The following is a 23921-nucleotide window of genomic DNA, read 5'->3' as shown; positions in this document are numbered from 1 at the left end:
CGCAGGGGCCTTGGAGGCCCCCTCCTGAGAATGGCCTCCCGGCGCCCCGCCCCATGCCGTACGCTGCCCGTCATGGCGCCCTCTACCCCCACGACGACACTCTACCGCCCGGTAGGCCAGGCCGAACTCGACCTCATCGAGGCGAGCGGTCGCCGCCGCTTCCCGCCGCGCCTCCCCGAGCAGCCCATCTTCTACCCGGTCTGCAACGAGGAGTACGCCACGCAGATCGCGAGCCGATGGAACACCGCCGAGGGCAAGGTTGGCTATGTGACGCGCTTCGCCGTGCGCTCGGACTTCCTGGCCAGGTACGACGTCCAGATCGTGGGCTCGCGCGTTCACGCGGAGTACTGGATCCCGGCCGACGACCTTGAGGCGTTCAACGACGCGATCGTCGGCACCATCGAGGTGATCGGCGAGCACCGGGCCGAAGGGCACGACACGACTCCGCGATGAGCATCGCCCACCTCGCCGACACGGGCCTCCCCTTCAACCGGAAGGAACGGTACTTCACGGGCACCGTGCTCCCGATGCTCGTGTGCGCCGACAACTTCGCGCACTTCGGCCGCCTCACCGAGCTGGTGGGGCTCGGCCGGATCGACGTCGACGCGCGGCCTGCCTCGGCCAATGTGCAGTTCTTCACCGAGTACAGCTTCGTGGAGTCGGTCGTCGGCGAGGCGAAGGCCCGCTTCCCGGGCGCGCCGGTGAAGAAGGACACGCCCGACGTGCTGATCTACATCGCCGGGCCCCGGCGGGCGCTGATCGCCATCGAGGCCAAGCTGTACGACCGGCCCACGACCGCCGCGCTGAACGAGCAGCTCGCAGCGCAGGCGGAGCTCGTCCGCTACATCGCGGGGCGGCTCGACGTCAACGCCGCGAGCATCGCGCACGTCGCGCTGCTGCCAGCGGCGCTCGCCTCCGAGGTCGGCGAACTCCTGGTGACGACGGTGACGTGGGAACGGCTCCTGGAAACGTATGCCGACGTCGCGCCGCCGTACTTCCTCGAGGTGCTGCGTGTCGCCCTCGCGCGGTACGAGCAGCTCGTGGCGCCGCGCACGGCCTGGGGCGCGAACACCGAGGCGAAGCTGACCGGGGCCGAGCTCCACGAACGCCATCACGCAGGCACGCTCACCACCCTGTGGATGGGACGGCAGGGCGGCCTGGACGGCGCCGAGCTCACGAAGGACATCGCGTCGGGGACATGGCGCAGCCAGCTCTACGAGTGCAGCTCGAAGGCCGTGTCGAACCGGAACTGGTTCACCGTCGCCGCGTTCGCCGCACGCATCGACTCAGCCAGGCCGTGAGCCGCGAGCGGCTGCGGGAGAGGTTCAACACGCCCCTCTACCCCGTGTTCCTGATACCCATGAGGTCATGCAGGAGGGGCTGATTCAAACCGGCATCACCGCCGTATCGTGCGCCACGACCTGTCACGGAACCCGACACAGCGTGAGCAGCGCGGGGAGCGGGGCGATCGCTCGCGCTCAAGCCTCGCCTTCACGCCTCGCCGTCGCGACCGTGCCAGCATGACACTTCCAGCCTGTCCCCCAGCGGGATCTCCACCGACCCATAGCCGCTGCCCGCGCCGCGCACGTGGTCGAGATAGGGCCGCAGGTCCTCCGGCGCGAGGTCGAGATCGTCGGCGACGATGATCGCGCCCCTCCGCAGCCTGGGCTCGAGCATCCGGAGCACCGGCAAATAGAGGTTCTTCCAGCCGTCCAGCAACACGAAGTCGATCGGCCCCTCCACATCCCGCAGCGTCACCAGCGCGTCCCCCTCGCGGATCTCGACGAGCTCCCCGAGCCCGCTCTCCTCGAGGTTGTGCCGCGCCCGCCGCACCTTCTCCGGGTGCATCTCGCTGCCGATCACCCGCCCGCCGCCGCCGTCGCGCACGGCCGCGGCCAGGAACAGCGTCGAGATCCCGAACGACGTGCCGAACTCCACCACCGTGCGCGCTCTCGCCGCGAAGGCGAGGAGGTGGAGCAGCCGCCCGACCTCGCGGGAGACAGGCAGATAGGCGTCGGCGAGCATCTGGGCGAGCTGCTCGGGATCGGGGTTCGCCCCGCGGCGCTCCCAGTCGCCGCGGACGCGGGCGATGATGCGCGGATCGCCGCTCTCGGCGTCCTGGAAGAGGCGGTCGAGGGTCCCTTGAACGCGCGGCGAAGCAAGCGTGATGCTCATGATGTCATGTCTCCTCCGGGCAGGCTGACGGCGCTGACGGCGACGGCACGCTGCTGCCCTGTTCGACAGGCAACCTGCACCCGCCGAGAGATGACTTCCAGTGCATGCACGGTAAGGTATAAATGCGTCCCGTGCACTCCATGGATCTGAACCTGCTCGTCGCGCTCGACGTGCTCCTCGAGGAGGAGAGCGTCCTCGTGGCCGCGAAGCGGATGCACCTCAGCCCCTCGGCGATGAGCCGCACGCTCGCGCGCGTCCGCGAGGCGGTGGGCGACCCGATCCTCGTGCGCGCGGGCCGGCGGCTCGTGCCCACGCCCCGCGCCGCGGAGCTGCGCCCGCGCGTGCGCGCGGTGGTCGCCTCGGCCAGCGCCGTCCTCCGCGAGCGGGGCGCGCTCGACGTCTCCGCGCTCACCCGCACCTTCGCCATCAGGACCAGCGACGGCATGATCGGGCTCCTCGGCGCCCCGCTCCTCGACGCGCTGCGAGCCGAGGCCCCGCGCGTCACCGTCCGCTTCCTCCCCGAGGGCGACGAGGACGTGGCCGCGCTCCGCGAGGGCCGGATCGATCTCGATATCGGCATCATCGGCGACATGGGCCCGGAGATCCGCGTGCAGGCGCTCGCCAGGGACCGCTTCGTGGGCGTGGTGCGCCGCGGCAGCCCGCTCGCGTCCGGCAAGGTGACGCTGCAGCGGTTCGTCGAACACCCCCACCTCGGCGTCTCCCGGCTGGGCAAGACCTGGGGCCCCATCGACGACGCCCTCCGGAAGAAAGGGCTCGCCCGGACCACCGCGGCCGTGGCCTCAGGCCATTACGCGGCGCTGCTCCTCCTCGCCAGCTCCGACCTCGTCGGCGCGTTCCCGTCGAAATGGCTCGCGCACGCCGCCCCGCGCTTCGATCTCGTCACGTTCCCGCTGCCCGTGACCACGCCGGCCATCACCATCGCGCAGGCGTGGCACCCCCGCTTTGACGCCGACCCCGCGCACCGGTGGCTGCGCGACCGGCTCCGCCGCGTCTGCCGGTCGATCGCGGAGCTCGCGGCGTAGCCACGCCGACACCAGCGTCAGGTCACCGCCCGCCGCTGCGCCCACCCGTCAACGACGGCCGCCATGACCCGGATGAGGTCGCGCACCCTCGCGCGGAAATCCTCGGCGCGGATGAACCTCGGAAACTTGTGGCCTGCCAGCATGTTGTAGCCGCGCCTGAACGTCCACCCGGCGGCCTCGAGGGCTTCACCTCGTCGCTCGAGCTCCACGAACAGCTCATCCTGCACCGCCGCGTGCTCCTTCAGCGCGGCGTCGCCGTGCTTCGCCTGCAAATCGCTCTTCGACAGGTACGGGTTCGTCTCGCAGTGAAGATAGATCGCGAGCCCGTCGGTCGCCGTGTTCCACTGGAGCTCGAAGTGGACCGACATGCCAGGATTGCCTCCTGATCTGCGCCGCTCCCACGACGGCTTGCTCCACTTGAAGAGCGGGATGTAACCGCACCCCGGGTTGGCCGTGTGTCCATGGCTGGTGACGAACCCCTCGTCCTGCATCCGGGCCGCGTCGAGCAAGCGGTGGAACACGACCGCCTCCGTGACGAGGCCCGGGCGCCGATGCAGGTAGCGGAGCACCGGGGTCGTCGGCTCGGGCGCAGGCCAGGCGTCGTGCTCTCGTATCCGAGCGGCGAGCTCGCGCAGGAGCAGGCCGACCGTGTCCGGGTGGGTCGAGGCCGCAGCGGCCTCGGCCACCACGGTCCACCGGAGCGGCCTGAACCAGGACGACCTCGGCGGCGTACCGTCGAGCGTCAGCAAGAAGCCTCGCTGGTTTGACTCCGGGGCGTCGAGGCCGAGCCGCTGGCACAGCTTCGCCCGCACCTGCGGCACGGCATACCGCATCGTCCCCTTGTCGCCCTCGCCAGCGTGGATCTTCGCCTCGACGATGACGATCTGGCGCGCCTGGCGGGAGAAGAAGACGAGGTCAGGCACGCTCTTCTCATCCTCGCCGCCGGTCACACCGACGCGCAGGCGGCACATCCAGTCGGCCTCGGCTGCGGCCGTCGCTGGCACACCGAGGGCAGGCAGCAGCGCGGCGCGGAAGCCCGCGTCGTGCGCGAAGGCGCGCGCGACGAGCGTTGTGTAGCTGTCCTCGCGATGAGAGACGCCCAGAAGATCGAACGCGTCGAGCGACACGGACGACGCCTTCGGGATCCAGAAGCTGGCCACGAACGCGGCGGGCCGGGCCTTGATCCCCGTGATGGGCTCGGCCGCCGCGAGCGCGACGTCGAGGCCATCGAAGGCATCGGAGAGCGCATCGCGGAGATCGCTCTTCGACACATCGGTGATGGGGCCGGGCGGATCGAACAGCAACCGGAGCACCTCGCCGTCCCGCAACGGGAGTTGCCAGACGCCGGTCTTCTCCCCGAGACCAAGATCCTTCACGATCTCGCGCCCAGCGTCGGTGGCGGCAGTGTTCTCCACGGGCCTGTCGACGTGCGACCTGTCGCGCCAGCTCACGTCGTTCGCCGCCGACAGCACACGCGCCTGGCTCTCCCTCCACGCGACGAACCGGTCACGCATGCAGTTGCCGCACGGCCGGTAGCCTGCCGCGACGGCGGCCTCCTCGTCCGCGAAGAAGACCCGGTGCTGCGTGTACGCCTCTCCATGATCGCGAATGGCGGCGAGCGCAGATCCGCAATCGAGGCGGCCGTAGATCTTCGCCCTCGCGTTACCACCCAGCGCGCCGGGCGTCGTGCTCTCGTACCGGTGCCCGTCGGGACCAAGGAGCCTGTACACCTTGCGGGCGCCGTGATCGGCGGGAGGGGCCATGCCCATCACTGTACCGGATGTGCAGGAGCGACGCGACGGAGGCCTGCCTGACGCCTCATCCGACACGTCGTACCGACATGCTCCGAGATGTTCGTCGATGGCCAGACCAAGGTGTGGTCTTGCACACGTCAGGTGGATGAATGGGGCACTACCCTTTCAGGTCCTCTCAGCCTCTCGGGGTCGGGGTTCGGCCCGCGGCGCTCATGATCGCATGTCCGTCGAGATGGCCCTGAGCTCCGCCATCCGCCTGACGATGGAGGCCGACGCCGATCGGGTCAGCCCCCGCGGCGCGCGGGCGTCACCAGCCGACCACGCGCGTGCTCGCCGCGCGGTAGCGCGAGACGTCATCGGCGGTCTCGCTGCGCCAGCGCGCGCGGTCGATCGCGAACCGGAAGCGATGCACGCCGGCCTCGAACGGCGCGTGGTCCCCCGACGGCCCCACCGGGATCACGAGCGCGCGCAGCTCGTCGCCGCTGCCGAGAATCACGACCGGGACCTCGGCGTACGCAGGCGGCTCGGGGATCGGCTCGGGCGCGAGGAGCGGCCTGTTGCGCTCGTCGAAGAGCCCCAGCTCGTCGGGTCCGAGCGCGGCGTAGCTCTCCGGGATCCTGTCGCCCGGGACCAGCGTCGCCACGCGCGGCGCACGGTTCGTCACGGTCGGGTCGACCCGCGGCGGCAGCTCGTACACGTGGAACACGCGCTCGTCCCGCACGCGCTCGCCCCGCGCGCGCTCGGCGCGCACGAGGCGCCGGAGCGCGCGCAGCTCGCCCGGGATCGGCGGGACCAGCAGCGCGTCGTCGGCGAGCTCGATCTGCTCCAGGAAGGTCGCGAACGGCGACGGGCGCGGCCTCCCCCGGATCGGTGACGGCGGCCAGCGCGGCGGCGTCGGGGCCGGCTCCGGAGCGCTCGCGCGGCGGTGCACCGACAGGGTCACGTCGCGGCTGAACGCGAGCGGCTCGGGGCTCTCGAGGAGGAGGAGCTCGGTCGCGCCCCCAGCGACCAGCCGCGTGAGCGCGAGTCGCGACGGCCGCTCGCGGAGGGGCACCGAGAGCGCCGCTACCCAGCGGCGGAACAGGGCGTCGCGCGCCTCGGCATCCGCGCCCGCCGCCATCGCCGCGGCGATGTCGCGTGCGTCCTCGGCGAGGAGCGCGGCCACCGTCGTGGTCGGCGCCCCGGCCACGCCCAGCGGAAGCTCCGGCAGCGCCCCGTCCCAGCTGTCGATGTGCGCAGGGAAATCCACGTACCGGCTGGTCCGGAGGTGCGCGCGCCAGACGTCGAGCCCCTGCACCGCGAGCCCGGCGAAGCGCCCGCCGCCGCGCGCGCAGAGGCCGATCCGCCCGCCCCGCACGGCGCCGCGATCCTCGTCCGGCTGGACCACCACGTCGCCCACCGCGGCGCGCACGCGATCGTCGTACGACGTCACCTCGAGCACGTACGGGCGCGGCGCGTCGTCCGCGAGCGGGCGCGCCGCGAGCTCGCGCACCACGCCGCCGCGCCGCTCGACAAGGCGCAGCCGCCGCGCCCCGCCCCGCTCGTCGATGAGCGCGAGGATCGCCTGCGCCACCGGCGCGCCCAGGACCGCGATCGCGATCCCGGCCTCGCCCCCCTCGGGATCGACGGTCGCGCGCACCTCCACGTGATCCCAGCCCGCCCCGTCGCCCACCAGCGCGAGCTGCGCCGCGTCGCCGGGCGGGAACGCGACAGGGCGGAGCGCGCCGTCGTCGACCGTCCAGGCAGCGGCGGCGCCGCTCTCCGCCACGAAGGTGCACGCGGTCGCGTCCTCGGGCTCGAAGCGGCCGCGATCGATGAACGGCGCGCCCTCCGCGCGCACGCTGACGCGGTACTCCTCGTCGGGCTCCCAGCGCGCGGGCGCCCCGGCCGGCGCGCCGGGATCGACAGGCTGGTGCACGAGGAGCTGCGAGGCGTGGATCCGCCGCGGCGCGGCGCACGCGCCCGGCCGCGCCATCATGTTCTCCAGGCGGAGCCGGCGCGGGTCGGTCGACGGCGCGCGGCGGATCGGCGCGCTCAGCACCCCGGCGTCGAGGATCCGCGGCCGGCGCGGCGGCGTGGTCGGCGGCGACGGCGGCGACGGCGCGCCGCGGTGCGCGACGATCCAGTCCTCGACCGTCTGCGAGATCCGCTCCAGCCCCGCCGCGCCCCCGACCTTGTCCACGACAAGCACCCAGCGAACGAGCTGCTGGCGCTCCTCCGGCTCACCCGGCGCCGGCGCGCGGTCGACGGGGAGGAGCACGTTCAGCCGCTCGTCGAACGCCACCGCGAGCGCCTCGGCGCGGTAGAGGCGATCGGCGGGCGCCGGGTAGCGCGACTCGACGTACGGGTCGATCTCCTCGCCGACGAACGCGCTCGCGTTCAGGCCGAGCGGACCCCGCGTGCGGAAGTACGCCTTCTGCTCGATGACCGCGTCCTGGTCGCCCGCCGCGGCGTAGCCGAGCACGACGCGGGTGCGGAGCGTGATCTCGTAGTCGGTGTTGGGGAGCCAGCCCAGCCGCCCGGCGCCGTGCACGCGCTCGTCCTGCGCATCGCAGCGGAGCAGGTCGAGGACGATCTCGTAGGCCTCGCGCAGCGTGCGGTAGCGGAGCGAGATGAGCTCGACCGGCGGCTCCCCGCTGTCGGGCTCGATGTCCCCTTCCTTGCGGAGGAGCAGCGAGGTCATCCCCTCCGGCGCGCTCACCTGGATCGGCGCGGGGGGCGACACGTCGGAGATCGCGAGCTTCAGCGAGGCCACGACGTCGAGGCCGCGGTACGCCTCCACGACCAGCGCAGCGGCGGAGTGGATCGGCTTCCAGGCCGCGTACACCTCGCAGATCGCCGCCGGCTCGTCGAAGCTCACCGCGGCGATCACCCCGGCGGGGCGCGCGCCCAGGTCGACGGCGGCGACGTTGGCCCCGCCGGGCGCGACCTGGGGCGGCACCACGACGGGCGGGCGCCCCCCGACCCAGCGGAGCGTGCTCGCGCTCTCGCTGAAGCGCTCGATCGCCGGCGTGCGCGCGCCCGGCGGCGTGTCGTGGAAGTGGACGATGTGCCATCGCACCGGCCGATCGGCGCGCCGGCAGCAGGGCCAGCCGGGCAGCGTCGCCGCGACGATCTCGTCCGCCTCGGGGTTGCGCGTCGCGAAGGTGTAGGGCGTGTCCGCGTTGACGAGCAGCCGCCGCGGGTCGACGCGCCCCACCCGGTGCACGTCCGGGTCCCAGTCGAACGTGACGACGGGGCGGAAGCGCGCCTCGATCTCCTCGGCCGAGAGGCCCCCCAGCGCGTCGACGCGGGTCGTCAGCGGGTCGAGGAGATCGCGCCAGACGCCGTCGCCGAAGCGGCGGCGGCGGCGCACGCCGATCTCGACGATCTCGTAGCGCGCCTCCAGGTCGTTCGAGCGCTGGGCGCCGCCGGCGGTGCTCGTGGTGCTGGGCAGGGCGGTCGCCCACGCGTCGCACGAGGCGCCCAGGTCGAGCGCGATCACGCTGTCCACGGCGACCGGGCGGAGCGCCGCCAGGTCCGCGTCCGAGGGGCTCGCCGGCGCCGCGTCGCGCAGCGCCCGGAGCGCGTACGTGGGCCCGTCGCCCAGGTCCCCCGCCGGGCGGGTGACGCCGATCGCCGCCGCCTCGCGCGGGCCCGCGGGGCGGTACGCCGACGCGCTCGCGAGCGGCAGCGACACGACAGGCATCGCCTCGGGGACCGGCGTCCCGTCCTGGCTCTCCCAGCGGAAGGTCAGATCGGGCAGGTACCAGGGGGTCTCGATCCGGAAGATCGTGCTCTTGCGGTGGTAGGTCGGGTCGCCGGGGCCGAGCGCCGCGACGTCGACCTTCACGTGCGCGCCGAAGTTGAAGCAGCCGAACACCTTGCAGCGAATGCCGGCCTCGACGACGAACTGGTGCCCCGACGCCATCCCCTCGTTGCGCCACTGCCCCATCACGACCTGCACGGTCAGGTAGACCTGCAGGCTCCCGAGCGGACCGAGCTTCCCGCCCCCCTGCATGGAGAGGCTGAGCGCCCAGACGTTGACGCTCTCGACGTTGGGGTCGAGCGCGTCGGCCTCATCCACGCGGTGGTGGCAGAACGCGGCCGAGATCCCGAAGCTGACGCGCCCGCCGAACGCGAAGCGGAACTGCAGCCAGGTCGACGGATCGTTGTACTGCCCGATCGCGAGGGTGTCCGGCTTGTTGCCGTAGAAGAAGGTCCCGGTGAGCGCGGCGAGATCGGCAAGGAAACCGGGGAGATCGTCGCCGAGGAGGTTCTCCAGACCGAGCGCGATCCCGAGCAGCAGCCCGAACTTGTCGCGCTGCATGTCCCACTCGAAGACGCCGAACGCGATCGGCTTCTTCGACTTCGCCAGGTAGAGCTCGACGCCTGCGAGCAGCCCCTTCTCGCCGGCGCCCTCGTGGTAGAAGAGGAAGCCGTCGAGCCCCATCGCCCGCGTCGCGGCGAGGTGGATCGTGAGCCCGATCCCCGCCGCGCCGGCGCCCTCGGCGGGCTGCCACGCGGTCAGCTTGCGCGAGAGCGGCACCGCGATCGCGTCGCCGTTCTGCTTGTACCAGCGGAACAGGCGCATGGACTGGCCGTGGCCGTCGGGAGGCGAGAGGCGCGGCGTCAGGTTCGACGTGAACAGCACGCGCACGTTGGCGAGCTCGGTGGCGCCGAGCGGCAGGCGCCCGAAGGAGAGCGCGAGCAGCAGGTAGGTGAACTCGTCGGCGCCTGTCACGCGCCCGTGGAGGAACTGCCCGCCGAGGTCGAACGTGCGCCCCAGCGCGTCGAAGCGGAACGAGAGCTCGATCCCGATCTCGCGGTGGTGGTTCGCCCCCTGGTCGTACTCGCTGACCATCCCCATGCCGGCCAGCTCGAACTTCCCCTTGCGGGCGAAGAAGCTGATCCCGTCGAGGAGCCACGGCGCCTGGGTGTCGCTGCTCCGCGCGAGCAGCATCCGCAGCCGGTGCAGGCGCAGGCCGAACCCCTTGCGCCGCGCGTCGTCGGCGGACGCTGTCGTGGCGGGCGCCGCCGGCGCGCCGACCTCGGCAGGCTCGGGGGGCGTGGCCTCGCCGAGCGGCGTGCTGAGCCCCGCCGTCACGAGCAGGTAGAGCCCGCCGTTGTTCTCGGTCACCAGGCCGAGCTCCTCGATGCGCAGGCGGAGCTTGTCGGCGAACACGAAGTCGAGCCCGTCGGGGTCGTACAGGCTGCCGAGCGACGGCTTGCCGAACGCCCAGCCGACGTCGTGGAGCACCTGGAACCCCGGCTTCCCCGACGCGTCCTGGAGCTCGAAGATCTGCCCGTCGCGGACGGTGTCGTTCTGGAAGTCGCCGAGCAGCGCGAGCACATCGGTCCAGGCGTCGTCGTCGCCGTCGAACACCTTCTTCAGCGACACCCCGAAGCGGAGCGCGCCGAGCCGCACGTGGGCCCCGAGGACGCGCAGGAACGTGACCGGCGCCGGGTTCAGCGCGCCGACGAGGAGCTCGCCGCCGTCGGTGAGCGTGACCTCGCCCTGCAGCGCGCCGGTCGGGTCGTCGGGCGAGTCGCTCCACTTCACGTCGAACGCGGCGGGCGACTCGCCGCCGCCCGGGGTCTGGAGCATGAGCCGGAACAGCTTCAGGTACGTCCCGCGCACCTCGATCTCGACCGGCGCGTCGCGCAGGTCCCACGTCTCGCCCCCCGCGTCGCCCGCGACGATGCTGCGGCGCAGGTGGAAGCGGCCGTGCGTGGGGATCGGCAGCGGCGGCGCGGTGCGGAACGGCAGCGCGACGTCCTCGAGGACCAGCTCGACGGGGTCCGCCTCGGGGCGGCGCGCGTGGATCCGCTCGGCGAGCCCCTTCAGCGGGCCGCGCGTGGTGTCGAGATCGATCGTCCGGATCGTGATCAGCCCGGGAGAGCTCGCGTCCGTGTCGGCGATCGAGATGTCGTGGCGCGCCCACTCGAGCGCGACCTCGGGCCCCTCGCGCCCGTACTCCACGTGGCGCGGGCGCGGCGTCGGGATGAGCTGCACGTCGTGGAGGCCGCGGCAGGGGAGCCCGGAGAGCTTGCACGCGCCGATCGAGAGCGGCACGACCGTGTCGAACAGGAAGTCGCCGGTCTCGGTCAGGCGCACGTTCACGCGCACGCTGACCCGCGTCGGGCCCGACTCGCTGGCGACGATCTCCAGGCTGTCCGCGTGATCGGGCTCGAACGCGTCGGTGAGCAGCTTGTCGGGGGGATCGCCGACGACGCCGGCGAGCTCCTCGTCGGTGTAGAGCGGCTGGACGAACCCGGGCGGCAGGTGCATCGCCACCGGGAGCCCCTGGATCGCCACCTCCAGCGCGCCCCCGGGCCCGCGGGTCACGAACAGCGTCGCGGGGAGGTTCGCCGTCGCGCGCAGGTGGAATGCGACCTCCGGGAGCTGCGCCATCACGAGCGGCAGCGCGACGGGGGGCGGGGTCACGTGCACGTCGGCCACGAGCCCCAGCCTGTCGCCGTCGGCGCCGGGGCGGAGCCCGCGCAGCTCCAGCGCGTCCTGGAGGTGGATCATGAGGTCGCGGTAGAGCGCGTCCCTGCCCCCCTCCAGGACGCCGACGAAGGGGCGCACGAGATCGCGCGGCCAGCGCTCGGCGGCCTCCTCCGGGGTGCTCACGCCGAGGAGCGTGTAGAGTCGGATCCGGCTCATGAGGGCGTCACCTCGGCGGAGAGCGCGTCGCGCCCGTCGAGCGAGAGCGCGCGCAGGCGGTAGCGCCAGGTTCCTGGCGCCGGGCGGTGCGCGTGCGCCGCGACGTCGCGCGCGATCCGCCCGGAGACGCGCGACCACGCGTCGCGATCGGCGGGCGCAGCCTCGAGGAGGACCTCGGTCGCGTCGGCCGGGGACGGCCAGGTCCAGGTGAAGAGCAGCTCGGGCGGGCTGGCCGAGACCGCGAGCGCGGGGGCCGCCAGGGCGGCCAGCGGCATCGCGATCGCCCACGCCTCGGGCGCCGACGCGACCCCGTCCCGCGTGATCGAGACCGCCCAGACCCGCGCGCGCTGGCCGTCGACGAGCGCGAGGTCGAGGACCACGCGCCGCGAGGGCGGCGCCCCGGCCACGTCGGGATCGGAGAGGCTCTTCACCTGCGGGGCGAGGATCTCGCCCCCGAGGCGCAGGCGCACCCCCGCGCCCGGCGGCAGGCGCGCCGCGCCCGGGACGCGCAGGAGCTCGGCCTCGTCGCCGGACGGCGCGCGCCCCGGGTCGACCGCGTCGACGCGCTGGAACAGGAGCAGGTGCGTGACCTCGCCGGGACCCTCGACGCGCAGGCGCAGGCGCGCGCGCGGATCGCCCGGCTGCGCCGCCTCGCGCCGCGGCGGCGGGACGCGGGTCGTCGACGGCACGCGCACCACCCCGCGCAGCGTGCGCCCGTCGGCGGAGAGGCGCCCGGCCGCATCGGCGAGCCGGACGCGGTAGATCCAGCGCGCGCCGCGGTTCGGCAGGGTCTCGGCGAAGCGCGGCAGCGCGACCTCGGCCTGCGTGACCGGCGTGAACAGGCGCGCGCGGAACGGGTGCGCGGCGGCCAGGAACACGGCGTGCCTGTCGGTCAGCGCGCCGACGTCGTGCCCGTCGAGCGCGGCGAGGATCGCGGCGCGATCCGACGCGTTCGGCACCGCCACCTCCACCTCGGCGTCGCCGGGCGCCGGCGGCTCGAGGACGCGCGCGAGCACGCGGCCGCCGCTCGCGCGGTAGGCGCGGAAGACCTCGTCCGCCGAGCAGCGCTCGGGGCGCACGCGCTCGCTCCCCGAGAGCCCGGTGCCGGCGAGGAGCGGGGTCACGTCGAGGACGAGCCGCATCGGCCGATCTCCCGGCTCGGGCGTCACCACCGCCGGCACGTCGGCGAGCGCAGGCGCCTCGGCGAGCACCGGGCGCCCCTGCCAGCGCCCCTCCACCTCGACGGCGGCGATCGCGCTCTCGTTGCCCGGGCGCGCGTCGCCGGGCGCGAGCCGGTCCGGGACGTAGTCCTGCGCGTCGGCGACGCTCACGCCGACGAGCGCGCGGTCGTGCGGGTGATCCGCGCGGAGGTCCAGGAGATCGAAGATCGGCGCGGACTCGTACGCGGCGTCCGGGCCGATCGCCCGCACCTCGACGCGCGGGCCCCACGCGGGCGCCGTCGTGCGGTCGGGCGTCAGGTGGACCGGCAGCAGCACCTCGCCCGCGCGCGGCACCGGGAAGGCGCCGCCGGGGAGCGGCACCTGGGCGCGCAGGGTGATGGAGAGCGGCGTCCCCGCCGCGCCGCCGTCATGGGCGAGGATCTCGAACGGGTACCCCGCGTCCAGGCGGAGCCGCCGCGCGGCGTTGGCGAGCACCGGCTCGCCGAGCGTGAGGGTCGCCAGGTACAGGCCGCCCGAGCCGGACACCGCGGAGAGCGCGCCCGGGATCGCGTCCAGGCGCCGCCGGGTCGCGTACACGCGGAACTCGGTCGCGTGGGGGTCCTCGGCGCGCTGCGCGGCGTGCCACCCCCAGCGGAGCAGGATCGCGCTGCCGTGCCCGCCGAGGAGCGCGCGCTCGTCGTCGGTCAGGTCGGGCGCGCCGGCGACGAGGACGCGCGCGTGCACCCCGGTCGGCGCCGGGAGCGCGAGCGCGTCGGCCTTGGCCTCGTCGGGCCCCGCCGGCAGCGGCGGCGCGCGCCGCTTCTCCAGGCGGAGCTCGCCTGTCTCGCACCACGCTGTCCCCGCGCGCCCGACCGCGTCGACGGCGCGCACACGGTAGCGGTGGCGCGTCCCGGGCTCCGGGCGCGGGCGCCGCACCGGCGCGCCCCCGTCGGGGAAGTCGAACACGTCGCGCCAGGAGAGCGTGAGCCCGCCGGGCGCCGGCGACAGGACCTCCGGGAAGGACGCCATCAGGTCGCCGCCGACCGTCATCGGCGGCAGCGCGACCTCGTCGCGGTGCCCGGTCACGTGGTTGTCCTCGTCGAGGAGCGGGGTCCAGGACGGCGCTCCGCCGGCGGGCGTGTGCTCGATCTGGAACAGCGCGGCGTCGATCGGAGGGGGCGGCAGGTCCGCGGGCCATGCCTCGATCCCCTCCGTCGGCGCCGGGATCCAGCGCACCTCGAAGCCGAGCGCATGGCGCGGCGGCGGCGGCCCGAGCGGCGCGTGGCCGGGCGCGACGCTCTCCGGCTGCTGCAGGTTGGTGATCCACGCGGCGAGCGGCGCGGCCGGGCGCGGCGTGTCGGCGAGGACGAGCGGGGGCAGCACCACCGCGCGCTCGACGATCGCCGCCGAGCTCTTCGCGGGGATGCGGAGCGCGCAGAGGAACCCCTCGCCCCCCAGGCGGAGCTGGTGCACCGGCGTCGCGAAGGAGAGCGCCGGGCGATCGCCGGCGGGGACGTTCGCCTCGGGCCCCGGCGGCAGCCACGGCGCCCCCGCCGCGAAGGTCAACGAGTGCGCCGCGTGCCCCAGCTCGAGGACGAGCGACGTCACCGCGACGGGCAGATCGATCACCGCGCTCCAGCCGTCGGTCCCGGGCGTCAGCCACCCGGGCTCGCGCCGCGGTGAGAGCGCCACGCCGCGGCGCGTGAGCGCGATCGGATCCGACGGGCGCGGCTCGGCCAGCTCGACCAGGCGCGGCTTCGAGAAGCGGACGCGCACGTCGCCGAGCCACAGCTCCGCCGGGAGCTGCGTGGTCGCGGGGGCGGTGTGGAACCCGACCACGCGGTCCGTCAGGTCGGCCTCCGGCCAGCCGCCGCTCACGCGGTACTGGTAGATCTGGCCCGGCACGAGCGCCGGGTCCGCGTCGAAGTGCGCGAAGCCGAGCACCCGGCGCCAGCGCGGGTGCGCGATCACGGCGCGGAGCGGATCGAGCGCGACGAGCTCGTCGTGGCGCAGCTCGGGGTCGTCGCGGAGGAGCAGCGTCATGTCGATCGGGCGCGGCGGCCCGGCGGCGGCGACGACCTTGCGCAGGATCCCGGTCAGGTGCTCGAGCTCCCCGCGATCCAGGGTCTCGCCGGGGAGGAGCCGGCGCCTCGCCTCGTCGTACTCGTCGTCGGCGCTGGTCAGCTGCGGGTCGAGCTCGCGCAGCGGGAGCTGCAGGCGCGCGATCGTCGCGGCGTCGCGCCAGTCGTCCTCCCTGGCCAGCGACACGCAGACGCCGAGCGCGGTGAGCCCGCGCGCATGGACCACCACGGTGTCGATCCCCGCCGCGACGAGCTCGTGGGCCGTGTTGCCAGCGACGGCCCGCCCGCCGGCGACCACCTTGCCGTCGCGCAGGGCGACAGCGAGGCTCGCCGTCGCCTGGGCGGGGACGCGCACCCCGTCGGTCGGCGTGTCGAGCTCGACCGTGATCACCTCCCACGGCGCCGCGCCGACGGCGCTCGCGGCGACGGCCGCCCTGGCGGCGGCGAGCGCCCCGGCGGCGGCGAGGAGCGGCGCCGGGGCTGCCCCGACGCGATCGGTCAGCACGCCGAGGCGGATCCGCAGCTCGCGGCGCGCGCGCAGCGCGGCGAGCTGGTCGGCTGTCAGCGAGACGCAGTCCCAGCGGGGGCGCGGCGCCCCCTGGCGGCGCTGAATCGTCCACCCGGCGGGGGAGTAAAGCCAGGCATGGGGGCCGCTCCAGAGCAGGTGCACGCCGACGATCGGCGGCTCGACCTGGGGGATCGCGCGCGCGAACAGGCTCACGGGACGGGCCCCTCCGTGGGTGCGGGCTCGACGCCCGTCGTCGGGTCGATGACGAGGTTCCAGGCGGTGCGCTGGAAGAAGGACAAAAACCCCGCCGGCACGCCCTCGAGGAGCAGCGCGAGCGCGCCGATCAGCGTCATCGGCCAGAGCTGCGTGTCGGGGAGCGACAGGAAGGGGCGGATGTCCGTGCTCTCGAGCGGCGCGAAGCGCGACCCGCCGAGGTGCGGGCGGCGGAACAGCTCGAACCCCGCGATCGCGTCGCCGAGCAGCGCCCCGCCCTGCGCCGGCGGGATCCCCAGGTGCTCGGCCCAGAGCGCGGCGCGGAGCGCGCGCGCCGGGTTGTCGGGCGCGCCGCGCAGCTCCTCGGGGATCGCGAAGACGTTGATCTCGCCGTCGTGGAAGAAGCCGCGGCGGTTCAGGTTGGTCGAGCCGATCGAGACGAAGACGTCGTCGATCATCATGCACTTGGCGTGGACGTAGATCCCGGCGGGCTGCGAGAAGGTGACCGCGGTCCCCGCGCGGTGCGCGCGCGGGTGCGCGCCCCAGCGGCCGCTCGCCGAGATCCCGCCGCGATCGACGACGATGCGCGCCGCCGGCTCCCCCTCGTGGACGACAGGGCGGGTGACGCTGCGCGCGAGCATCAGCTCGCCGTCGACCCAGAGCCACGACGGCGCGCCGATCGCGCGCGCGGGCGGGCCGACGTACAGCTCGGTCGCCCCCGGCGCGAGGTCGCCCACGAGCCACGCGCGCCCGCGGCTCGCGAAGCGGTCGGCCCGGCGCAGCCGCGGGCGCCGCTGCGGGTAGCCGACGATCATCCGGTCGCCCCAGACCTCGCGCAGGCGCGCGAAGACGTGCCGCCGGCGCAGGTCGCCGAACGGCTGGTCTCCCTCCCCGGGCACGACGATCAGCAGGCGGCGGCAGCGGCCGGCCCCGCCGGCGGCGCGCAGCGCGTCGACGAAGACGTCGTCGGGGGTGAAGTACTGCTCCTCGATGTAGATGTGGTCGCGCGCCTGGCCGATCGCGACGAGGAGCGTGTCGTAGGTGCCGCGATCGCCGCCGGGCGCGAACTCCAGCGCGGGCGTGCTGCGCGGGTAGGTGCGCCCGATGCGCGCGATGTGGCGCGCGCCCGTGTGCTGGGGCATCGCCGCGGCGACGGGCGCGGGGAGCTCGGCCTCCAGCGCGGCGGGGTCGATCCCCGCGTCGCGCGCCCAGCGCTCGTAGAACGCCCGGAAGGCGTCGGCGACGACGGGCCCGCTGAAGCGGGCGTGGACGTCGTGGTACGGCCCGCCGATCTGGTGCCCCGGGGAGTCGAGGCGGTTGCGGTTGACGTCGATCCCGCCCAGGAACCCGACGAACTCGTCGCCGCGCGCGTCGGCGCGCCGCCGGACGAGCTGCATCTTGTTGTGGTAGACGCCGAACTGATCCGCGTCGTCCTCGAGCCCGAACAGCGGGCTGTCGCCGTACAGCGGCGCGAGCGGGTTGTCGGCGAGCCGCACCGGGTTGCTCGACCAGACCGCGGTGCCGGGCGCGAGCGCGTTCAGATCGTCGACGGTGTCGCGCGCTGTCTCGAGCATGCCCACGAGCGCGTCCTCGAGCCACCCCAGCTCGGCGGCGGCCAGCCCGAGCATGCCGGCGACCGCCGGCAGCGCGAACCAGGCGAAGACGACCCAGTCGTCGGTCTCGGCGGTCGGCGCCGAGAAGCTGAACACCTCCGCGGCGAGCTTGATCAGGAGCTCGGTCACCAGCGTCGCGTTGCCGAGCGCGATGAGCAGGAGCACCGCGGCCGCGCGCGAGCCCGACAGCTCCGGGTCACGCAGGTTGAGGAACCGGTTCGCGAGCACGAGGACCGCGCCGTCGCGCGCGAGGATGTCCTCCGCGAGCTCGACGAGCGCGGTCCGTGTGCCGCCGGGGAGGAGCTGGAAGCGGTTGAAGGTCCACCCCGTGAGGTGCGCGCGGAAGCGCGCGCCGGGCGGATCCGCGGGCGTGCGGATGCACGCGCGCAGGTCCTCGACGAGCGCCTGGAACGTGGCCATCCCGTCGACGAGCGGGATCACGAGGCTGTTCGTGTGGTACCGCTCGACCGCGTGCCCGGGCGGCACGGGCGGGTACCAGCGCGCGAGGTCGAGCACCTCCAGGGTCGCGCGCGGCTCGGCGAGCGCGGGCACCCGCAGGAACCCGCCCGGCGGGCTGCTCACGCGCATGCCGACCAGCACCTGGACCGGCAGCGACGATCCGGCGGGCGCGTCGCCGGCCCAGCGGACCGCGACGTGGTGCCCGGGCGGCGGCGCGAACAGCGAGCCGACGGGCGAGGCGGCGGCGGCCGGCTCGAGATCGCCGTCGGCGCCTGCGTTGACCGATGCGGTCGCCACGGCGGCGCCGTCCTCGTCACGGCGCAGCTCCAGGTCGAACCCGGCCGCGGCGCCGAGCGCGCCGCCGTCGTGGCGCACGGCGACGAAGCGCCGCGCGGGGCCGCCGAGCGTCGCGAGCTGCGCGCGCCACGCCGCCGCGGCCGCGCCGTCGCCCGCCGCCTCGAGCGCGTCGGCGATCAGCCCGAAGGCGGTGGCCGGCGGCAGCGCGGTCCCGTCCTGGAACAGGACGCCGACGGAGAGCACGGCCCCCGGGGTGAGCTCCACGATCGGCGCGCCGCGGAGCAGCAGCGCGTCGTCGAGCGGCTCGGCCGGCGGGAGCGCGGCGGCGACGGCGGCGAACGGCGCGACGTAGAAGGTCGGTACGCCGCGCGACCCCAGGCGGCGCAAGGTCTCCTCGAGCAGCGGCGGCGCGCCCGGGGTGTGATCCAGGAACGGGAGCGGCGACAGCTCGAGCAGCTCGACGCCGCCGCCGGGGAGCGGCGCCGCCGGATCGAGCGCCACGCGCCGCACCGCCGCGCGCACCGGCGACGTGACCGTGTGCGCGGCTTCTCCTGCGCGCAGGCGGACCTGCAGCAGCGTCACGCGCCGGGCGGCGTGGCGCGCCACGCCCGGGCGGGTGATGACGATGGGATCCGGCGCCGGCGCCGGCCGTGGCGGGTCCGGCAGCGTGATCGTCGCTTCGAGCACACGCTCGAGGCGCAGCGGATCGAAGAGCGGATCGAAGCTCGCCATGCACCGCGCCCCCCTTGGACGCGCGTCGACCGAAGGCCCGATGGTACGGGCGGCTGCGCCGCAATGGCAATGACGAAGCGGCCGGGCGAGGCGAGCGACGATGAGCGGATCGAGGCATCCAAGTCGCCCGTTCGTCACGGTGGAGCGCAATCGTGTCAGGGACCGGCTTGTTGCATTGAGACGGGAATAGCGAACGCCTCGCCGCGCTATGCGGCCACGCCGAGGGTGCCTATCGACTCGAATTCGCGGATCATCCGATCGAGCCCGCCCTCGTCGACCTTGAGGCCGAGGGCCGCCGCGGCGTGGGCGAGGAGCTTCCGCTCCCGCAGCGACGCGACCTTGTCCACGGCCGCCGCGATCTCGAGCGCGCGCAGCAGCGGGGCGCGCGCGCCCTCCGGCACGCCGCGGAGGCGCTCGATCCAGGCGATGTCGTCGGCGAGCCGCTCGTTCCGGCAAGCGCGCGCCGAGGCGGGGAGCTGCCGCAGCACGGCGGCGAGGAGCGCGGTCTCCTCCGGCTTGAGTCGCCCGTCGGCGGTGAAGATGAACCAGAGCCCTTCGAACAATCGCTCGACGTGCGGGCGCAGCGCCTCGTCGCAGAGCGCCCCGTCGAGCGCGCGCCGGTAACGCAGGTATCGGCGCGCGGTATCCCCGAGGCTCCGGGTGACCACCCAGCTCGTGATCGACGATGAGGCCACCGAGAGCACGGGCACCAGGTTGCGCGCCACGCTCTCGCCGGCGAGGCGCGCCGCGAGCTGCTTGGCCACATCCGAGCCGCGCTCGCGCGCCGAGCGCACCAGCACGCCCGCCGGATCGTCCGTGTCCTGGGGGGGCTCCACGACACCGAACGTGAGGGCGAACAGCGCCCACACGTCGGCCGGCTCGTCCGGATCGAACCGGAGGCCAAAGAGATCCGCGAGCTCGCAGAGCATCCGCACGTGCAGGAGCAGCCGGAGCATCGTCTCGCCGCCCATCGCGAGCGCGGCGGCAGGGATCGCGACGAGCCCGGCGAGCCCTTCCGTTTCCGCCGTGGCCGCGGCCGCGCCGGTCGAGAGCGCCCCTGTCGCGCCGCCCGCGAGCGCCGAGCGGATGCAGGCGCGCCGCACGACAGCGCGCGCGTCGGTCGGCTCCGTCACGCCGGTGGACGCCGCGATGATCGCGGGACGAGGCCGCCTGTTGTAGCGGCGCACCGCGCGGGACAGGAGCGCCTCGAGCCATGCGTCGACCGGGCGCACGCGCGCGCCTGCTTCGCTTGCCGCCTCGGTCAGCGGGAGCGCGGCGGCCCCCGCTGCGTCACCAGGATACGCAGCCTCGTCGCTCATGGATCAGGGCGGTTCAAGATGCATTCCGCGCCCGGCGGGCGCCGAGGCCGAGCCCGGTCGCACCCCTGTCGAGATGGGCCGTCGTGGGTGGCGTACGCGGCCGGCCGAAACGTCGTTCATGCCGTGCAGCGCCTGGCAGCGTGGCCCTGGGACGCCGCCGCGCGGTGCCCATGTGGTCCTCGCTGCACCCCTGTGAACCTGGCTATGACCTATCGGCTCTGATCCCGCCGCTTTCCATCACGGAACGGGCGCGCTCCGGAAACACTCACGGGTATGAAGCGCACCTTGCTGTCCGTGCAAGCTTCTCTCGTCCTCCTCGCATGCGCCTGCGGCGGCGGAGGCGACCTCGGAGGAGGCGGCGGCGCAGGAGGCCAGGCGAGCGAAGGCCCGTCCACCACCACGACGGCCGCCGGCGCAAGCCCCTCCACCAGCGCGACCACCTCGACAGGCGCCGGCGGCAGCCCGTCCACCGGCACGACGGGCGCCGGCGGAGGTCTCGGCCCCCACGTCCCCGAGCCGAGCACGCCGACGCGCGGCGGGACGATGACGTTCACGAACATCGGCGCGCCCGGCTCTTGGCCCCGTCGCCTCGACCGCGAGCCCGGCGATGCGGCGTGCGACTACAAGGACGGCAACGACACCTGGGGCGGGCACTGCTGCATGACGGAGCACCCCACGACGAGCGACAGGCTCGCTCCGTTCGACGAGGAGATGACCCTCATCATGAAGGCCATCCGCGTGAAGCAGCTCGCCGTCTACCAGCCCGGCAGCGACCCGGCCGCCTGGCAGATGATCTCGTCGTGGGACGCGAGGAGCGGCGTGGGCTCCAACCTGCTCGTCACGCAAGAGCAGACAACGTCCGCCGACTTCACGGGCGACCTCACGAAGACGGACTGCGTCACGTACTTCATGCAAAACAGGCCCTTCGCGTGCGGTGACGGCAAGGACTATTACTGTCCTGACGACCCGGGCGTCATGCACCTCGGCTGGGCAGGCTCGAAGCTCGTTGTCTTCCTCGCGTCCATGACGTTCGACGACGCGGGCGTCGAGAAATGCAGCGGCGATGGGCAGGGCCATCCCGGCCCGTGGGTCGCGTTCGTCGCGTCCGAGCTCATTCGCGACGGCGGCCGCAAGTGGAACGGGCTGTGCAACTGCTATTCGAAGACGGGCACCGTCGGCGACGGCTGCGGCGAGATCAACGTGTTCGAGGTCGTGATGGACAACAACGAATACAGCAACCGCGAGTTCATGAGCACCGGTGTCCGCTCGTACCAGGAGGGGCACATCGGCGGCAGCGTCTGCGGGAGCGGCTGCGATCGCGACGATTTCGCCAGTGACGTGGAGGTCGTGGATGCGTGCGCGCAGAAGGCCTATGAGAAGGGGCCCGTCATCGAGGCCGGCGGGCGCTCGGACGGCTGCCCGACCTGGCGCCGGCCCATCGGCGATCGCTACTTCATGATCCTGCTCGACGAGGCGCAGCGCACGATCCAGGTCGCGGTCATCCACCCCGAGAGGATCCCCTCCCCCGCCGCCGAGATGCTCCCCGATCTGCCGGGCAGGCTCTCGCGCGGCGCGATCGACGCCATGCTCTCGATGCGCCTGCCCGAGTGAGCCCGGTGAAAACGAACAACGCCATGGAACACGGACGCCGGCGCCGCAGCCCATTTCGCTGTCGGAATCCTGGGTCGACGTGGACGGCGCGTCGGCCGCTTTGATAGCGTCGGCCCTCTATCACGAGGGGAGGCTTCATGGCTCGTCAATGGCTCTCTGGCGGCGCGCAGCCGCGGCTCTGGCGCTGTTCACTCGCGCTCGCTCTGGTCCTCGCGGCGTGCGGGAAGGTGTCGCTCCCCGAGGACCAGCACGGCGCGGCGTCCGGAGGCGGGGGCGGCTCGAGCGCGACAGGCGCGGGCCCGGAAGGACAGTGCGCGCTCGCGGTCACGAGCGGCGCGGCGCACGCGTGCGCGCTGTTCGCCGGGGGCAGCGTGTGGTGCTGGGGCGACAACACGCGCGGACAGCTCGGGGACGGCAGCTACGAGCGGCGCGACGAGCCCGTGGAGGTCCGCGTCCCCGCCGCCGTGAAGGTGGTCGCCGGCGGCAGGCACACGTGCGCGCTCACCAGCGGCGGCGAGCTCTGGTGCTGGGGAGACAACGCGGCAGGGCAGCTCGCGGGCGTGTCGGACGCGAGCTCGAACCTGCCCGTGGCGATCCAGGCGGCTGGCATCTCCGTTGCGCACATCGACGTGGCGCTCGCCGATCGGCAGACCTGCGTCGTCGATGGGCTCACGCACGCCACGTGCTGGGGCACGGACGCCTCCGGCGTCCGGCAGGGTCCGACGCTCGCGGCGGTCTCGGACGAGCAGCCTGTCTTCGGGCTGATCGGCGGCTTCGACCACATGGCCGCGCTCGTCGAGGAGGGGACGATCGTCGACATCTCGGCCTGGGATGGCGCCGAGCCGCTGCGCGACGGCGCGGACTCTCCGGCAGCCGGCGCGGCGCTCGGCGCCTCGCAGCGCTGCGTGCTCAAGCGGAGCGGGCTCGTCTGGTGCTCGCCCTGGCTCGGCCCGCCCTCGGAAGAAGCGCCGGGCCTCGTCCTGGAGATGGGCACCGACGTGGTCGAGATCGGCGCCGGCGCCTCGAGCACCTGCGCGCGCAAGGCGGACGGCGGCGTGTGGTGCCGCGGCTGGTCGGACGGCGGGCAGCTCGGCGACGGGCGCAACGGAACGCCGGACGATCGCGCCTTCGGGAGCGGGGCGGTCGCCGGCCTCGACGGCGTGATCGACCTCTCCGTGGGCGGGCATCACGCCTGCGCCGTCCGCGACGACGGGAGCGTGTGGTGCTGGGGCGACCTCGATCCCGGGGCGACGGCCGCACCGTACCTCGTGAGCCGGGGGCCGGGAGCCGGCGCGTGCCCCGCTCCGGAGCCGGCGCCGCGGCCTGCCGCCCGGGATCGCCACATCGATGCGGTCCGCGCCTACGCAGAGACCATGTGCCGCTGCGGATTCGGCATCGATGCCGACATCAGCGGCTGCATTGCCGCGGAGGGGCCGCTGAGCGTCGCCTGCCTCGACGCGCTCCCCGCGGACGAGACGTATCTCGATTGCGTCGCTGACGACCTGTACCTGCCCCGCGCGGCGTGCTGGGCAGCTTGCATGAAGGAACCGGGCGAGGCCCTGCCGAGCTGCCCGGTGGACAGCGCCGCGTGCGAGGCGCCGCGGTCCGGAGTCGAGGCGTCGAGGCTCTACCGCACGAGCTTGCTGCCCTGCGAGAACGAGCAGGGCGGCGTGAGCAACGAGGCGCTCTGCGACGGAATCCGCGACTGCGACGACGGCGCCGACGAGGCCAACTGCTCGCCGGGCCAGGACGCCTTCTACTGCGCCGAGGGGGAACCGATTCCGTTCGAGCGCGTCTGCGACGACGTGATCGACTGCAAGAACGAGAGCGACGAGTACTGCCTCTAGCCGTGAGGGCTGCCCGGAAGCGCCCCGCGGCAGCGCGTGGCGCGCCGGCCGACGCCGGAGGAAGACGCGGCGCTCGTGGGTGGCGCCGCGCTCACGCACGGTCGGGGATCCACGTCGCGGGGCTCCTGCGCGATTCGATGGCGTACGGCCCGGTGTCCATCTCAACACTAAATAACACTACTTAACATCGCGTCACGAGGCGATCGCGTGGTGGTCCTTCGCGATTCGATGGCGTACGACCCGGCGTCCATCTCAACACTAAATAACACTACTTAACATCGCGTCACGAGGCGATCGCGTGGTGAGTATGCCTCGTAAATCGCTGCGACACGGATAGCTCACGCACCGTCAGGGCACGGCCGGATCCGTCGATTGGCGGGCTAGACAGGACCTCTCCTCCGTGTCATGACCTGCGCCCGTGACTTGAGCGTTCCGCGTATCCCATGATCCTCTCGGCCTC

General features: G+C 73.9%; 11 protein-coding genes. 5 read left to right on the top strand and 6 right to left on the bottom strand.

The genetic code is table 11. The features are described from left to right. Positions 1-72 precede the first annotated feature (72 nt). Together WME96_RS16270 and WME96_RS16265 are read left to right on the top strand one after the other, a co-directional pair. Positions 73-453 (top strand): hypothetical protein, encoded by a 381-nt coding sequence (locus tag WME96_RS16270; RefSeq protein ID WP_437291025.1) that lies wholly within the window; start codon positions 73-75, stop codon positions 451-453. Beyond that, positions 450-1301 (top strand): hypothetical protein, encoded by an 852-nt coding sequence (locus tag WME96_RS16265; protein WP_437291024.1) that lies wholly within the window; start codon positions 450-452, stop codon positions 1299-1301. The genes WME96_RS16270 and WME96_RS16265 overlap by 4 nt, the downstream gene beginning before the upstream one ends. Before the next feature lie 190 nt (positions 1302-1491). Here WME96_RS16265 and WME96_RS16260 read toward each other — a convergent pair whose 3' ends face one another. Further along, positions 1492-2175 carry an O-methyltransferase gene (locus tag WME96_RS16260; RefSeq protein ID WP_437291023.1) on the bottom strand — a complete coding sequence of 228 codons (684 nt, stop codon included), beginning with the start codon at positions 2173-2175 and terminating at the stop codon, positions 1492-1494. A gap of 140 nt (positions 2176-2315) precedes the next feature. On the opposite strand from WME96_RS16260, the gene WME96_RS16255 reads away from it, so the two are divergent. Next, positions 2316-3218 carry a LysR family transcriptional regulator gene (locus WME96_RS16255; protein WP_433937767.1) on the top strand — a complete coding sequence of 301 codons (903 nt, stop codon included), beginning with the start codon at positions 2316-2318 and terminating at the stop codon, positions 3216-3218. Between the two features lie 17 nt (positions 3219-3235). On the opposite strand, the gene WME96_RS16250 is transcribed toward WME96_RS16255, so the two are convergent. From WME96_RS16250 to WME96_RS16230, 5 genes are all read right to left on the bottom strand, one after another. Then, on the bottom strand, positions 3236-4981 hold the full coding sequence (locus tag WME96_RS16250; RefSeq protein ID WP_437291022.1) for an Ada metal-binding domain-containing protein: 1746 nt from the start codon (positions 4979-4981) through the stop codon (positions 3236-3238). A gap of 298 nt (positions 4982-5279) precedes the next feature. After that, on the bottom strand, positions 5280-11621 hold the full coding sequence (locus tag WME96_RS16245; protein ID WP_437291021.1) for a hypothetical protein: 6342 nt from the start codon (positions 11619-11621) through the stop codon (positions 5280-5282). Then, positions 11618-15583: a hypothetical protein gene (locus WME96_RS16240; RefSeq protein ID WP_437291020.1), complete on the bottom strand. Its 3966-nt coding sequence runs from the start codon at positions 15581-15583 to the stop codon at positions 11618-11620. The genes WME96_RS16245 and WME96_RS16240 overlap by 4 nt, the downstream gene beginning before the upstream one ends. Then, positions 15580-18684, bottom strand: coding sequence for a phospholipase D-like domain-containing protein (locus tag WME96_RS16235; protein ID WP_437291019.1), 3105 nt, complete (start codon positions 18682-18684; stop codon positions 15580-15582). Before WME96_RS16235 ends, WME96_RS16240 begins: the two co-directional genes overlap by 4 nt. Positions 18685-18890: 206 nt before the next feature. Beyond that, positions 18891-20003, bottom strand: a complete 1113-nt coding sequence (locus WME96_RS16230; RefSeq protein WP_437291018.1) for a hypothetical protein — start codon at positions 20001-20003, stop codon at positions 18891-18893. Between the two features lie 273 nt (positions 20004-20276). Here WME96_RS16230 and WME96_RS16225 point away from each other — a divergent pair, with 273 nt between their 5' ends. Continuing rightward, on the top strand, positions 20277-21614 hold the full coding sequence (locus WME96_RS16225; protein WP_437291017.1) for a DUF2403 domain-containing lipoprotein: 1338 nt from the start codon (positions 20277-20279) through the stop codon (positions 21612-21614). 137 nt (positions 21615-21751) lie between these two features. After that, positions 21752-23461, top strand: coding sequence for a hypothetical protein (locus WME96_RS16220; RefSeq protein ID WP_437291016.1), 1710 nt, complete (start codon positions 21752-21754; stop codon positions 23459-23461). The last annotated feature ends 460 nt before the right edge of the window (positions 23462-23921 follow it).

Origin of the sequence: Sorangium sp. So ce406 (assembly GCF_051474675.1) — a bacterium.
GTDB lineage: Bacteria > Myxococcota_A > Polyangia > Polyangiales > Polyangiaceae > Sorangium > Sorangium cellulosum_G.
Note: the sequence above shows the minus strand (reverse complement) of the source record. Positions and strands in the feature narration are given on the sequence as shown.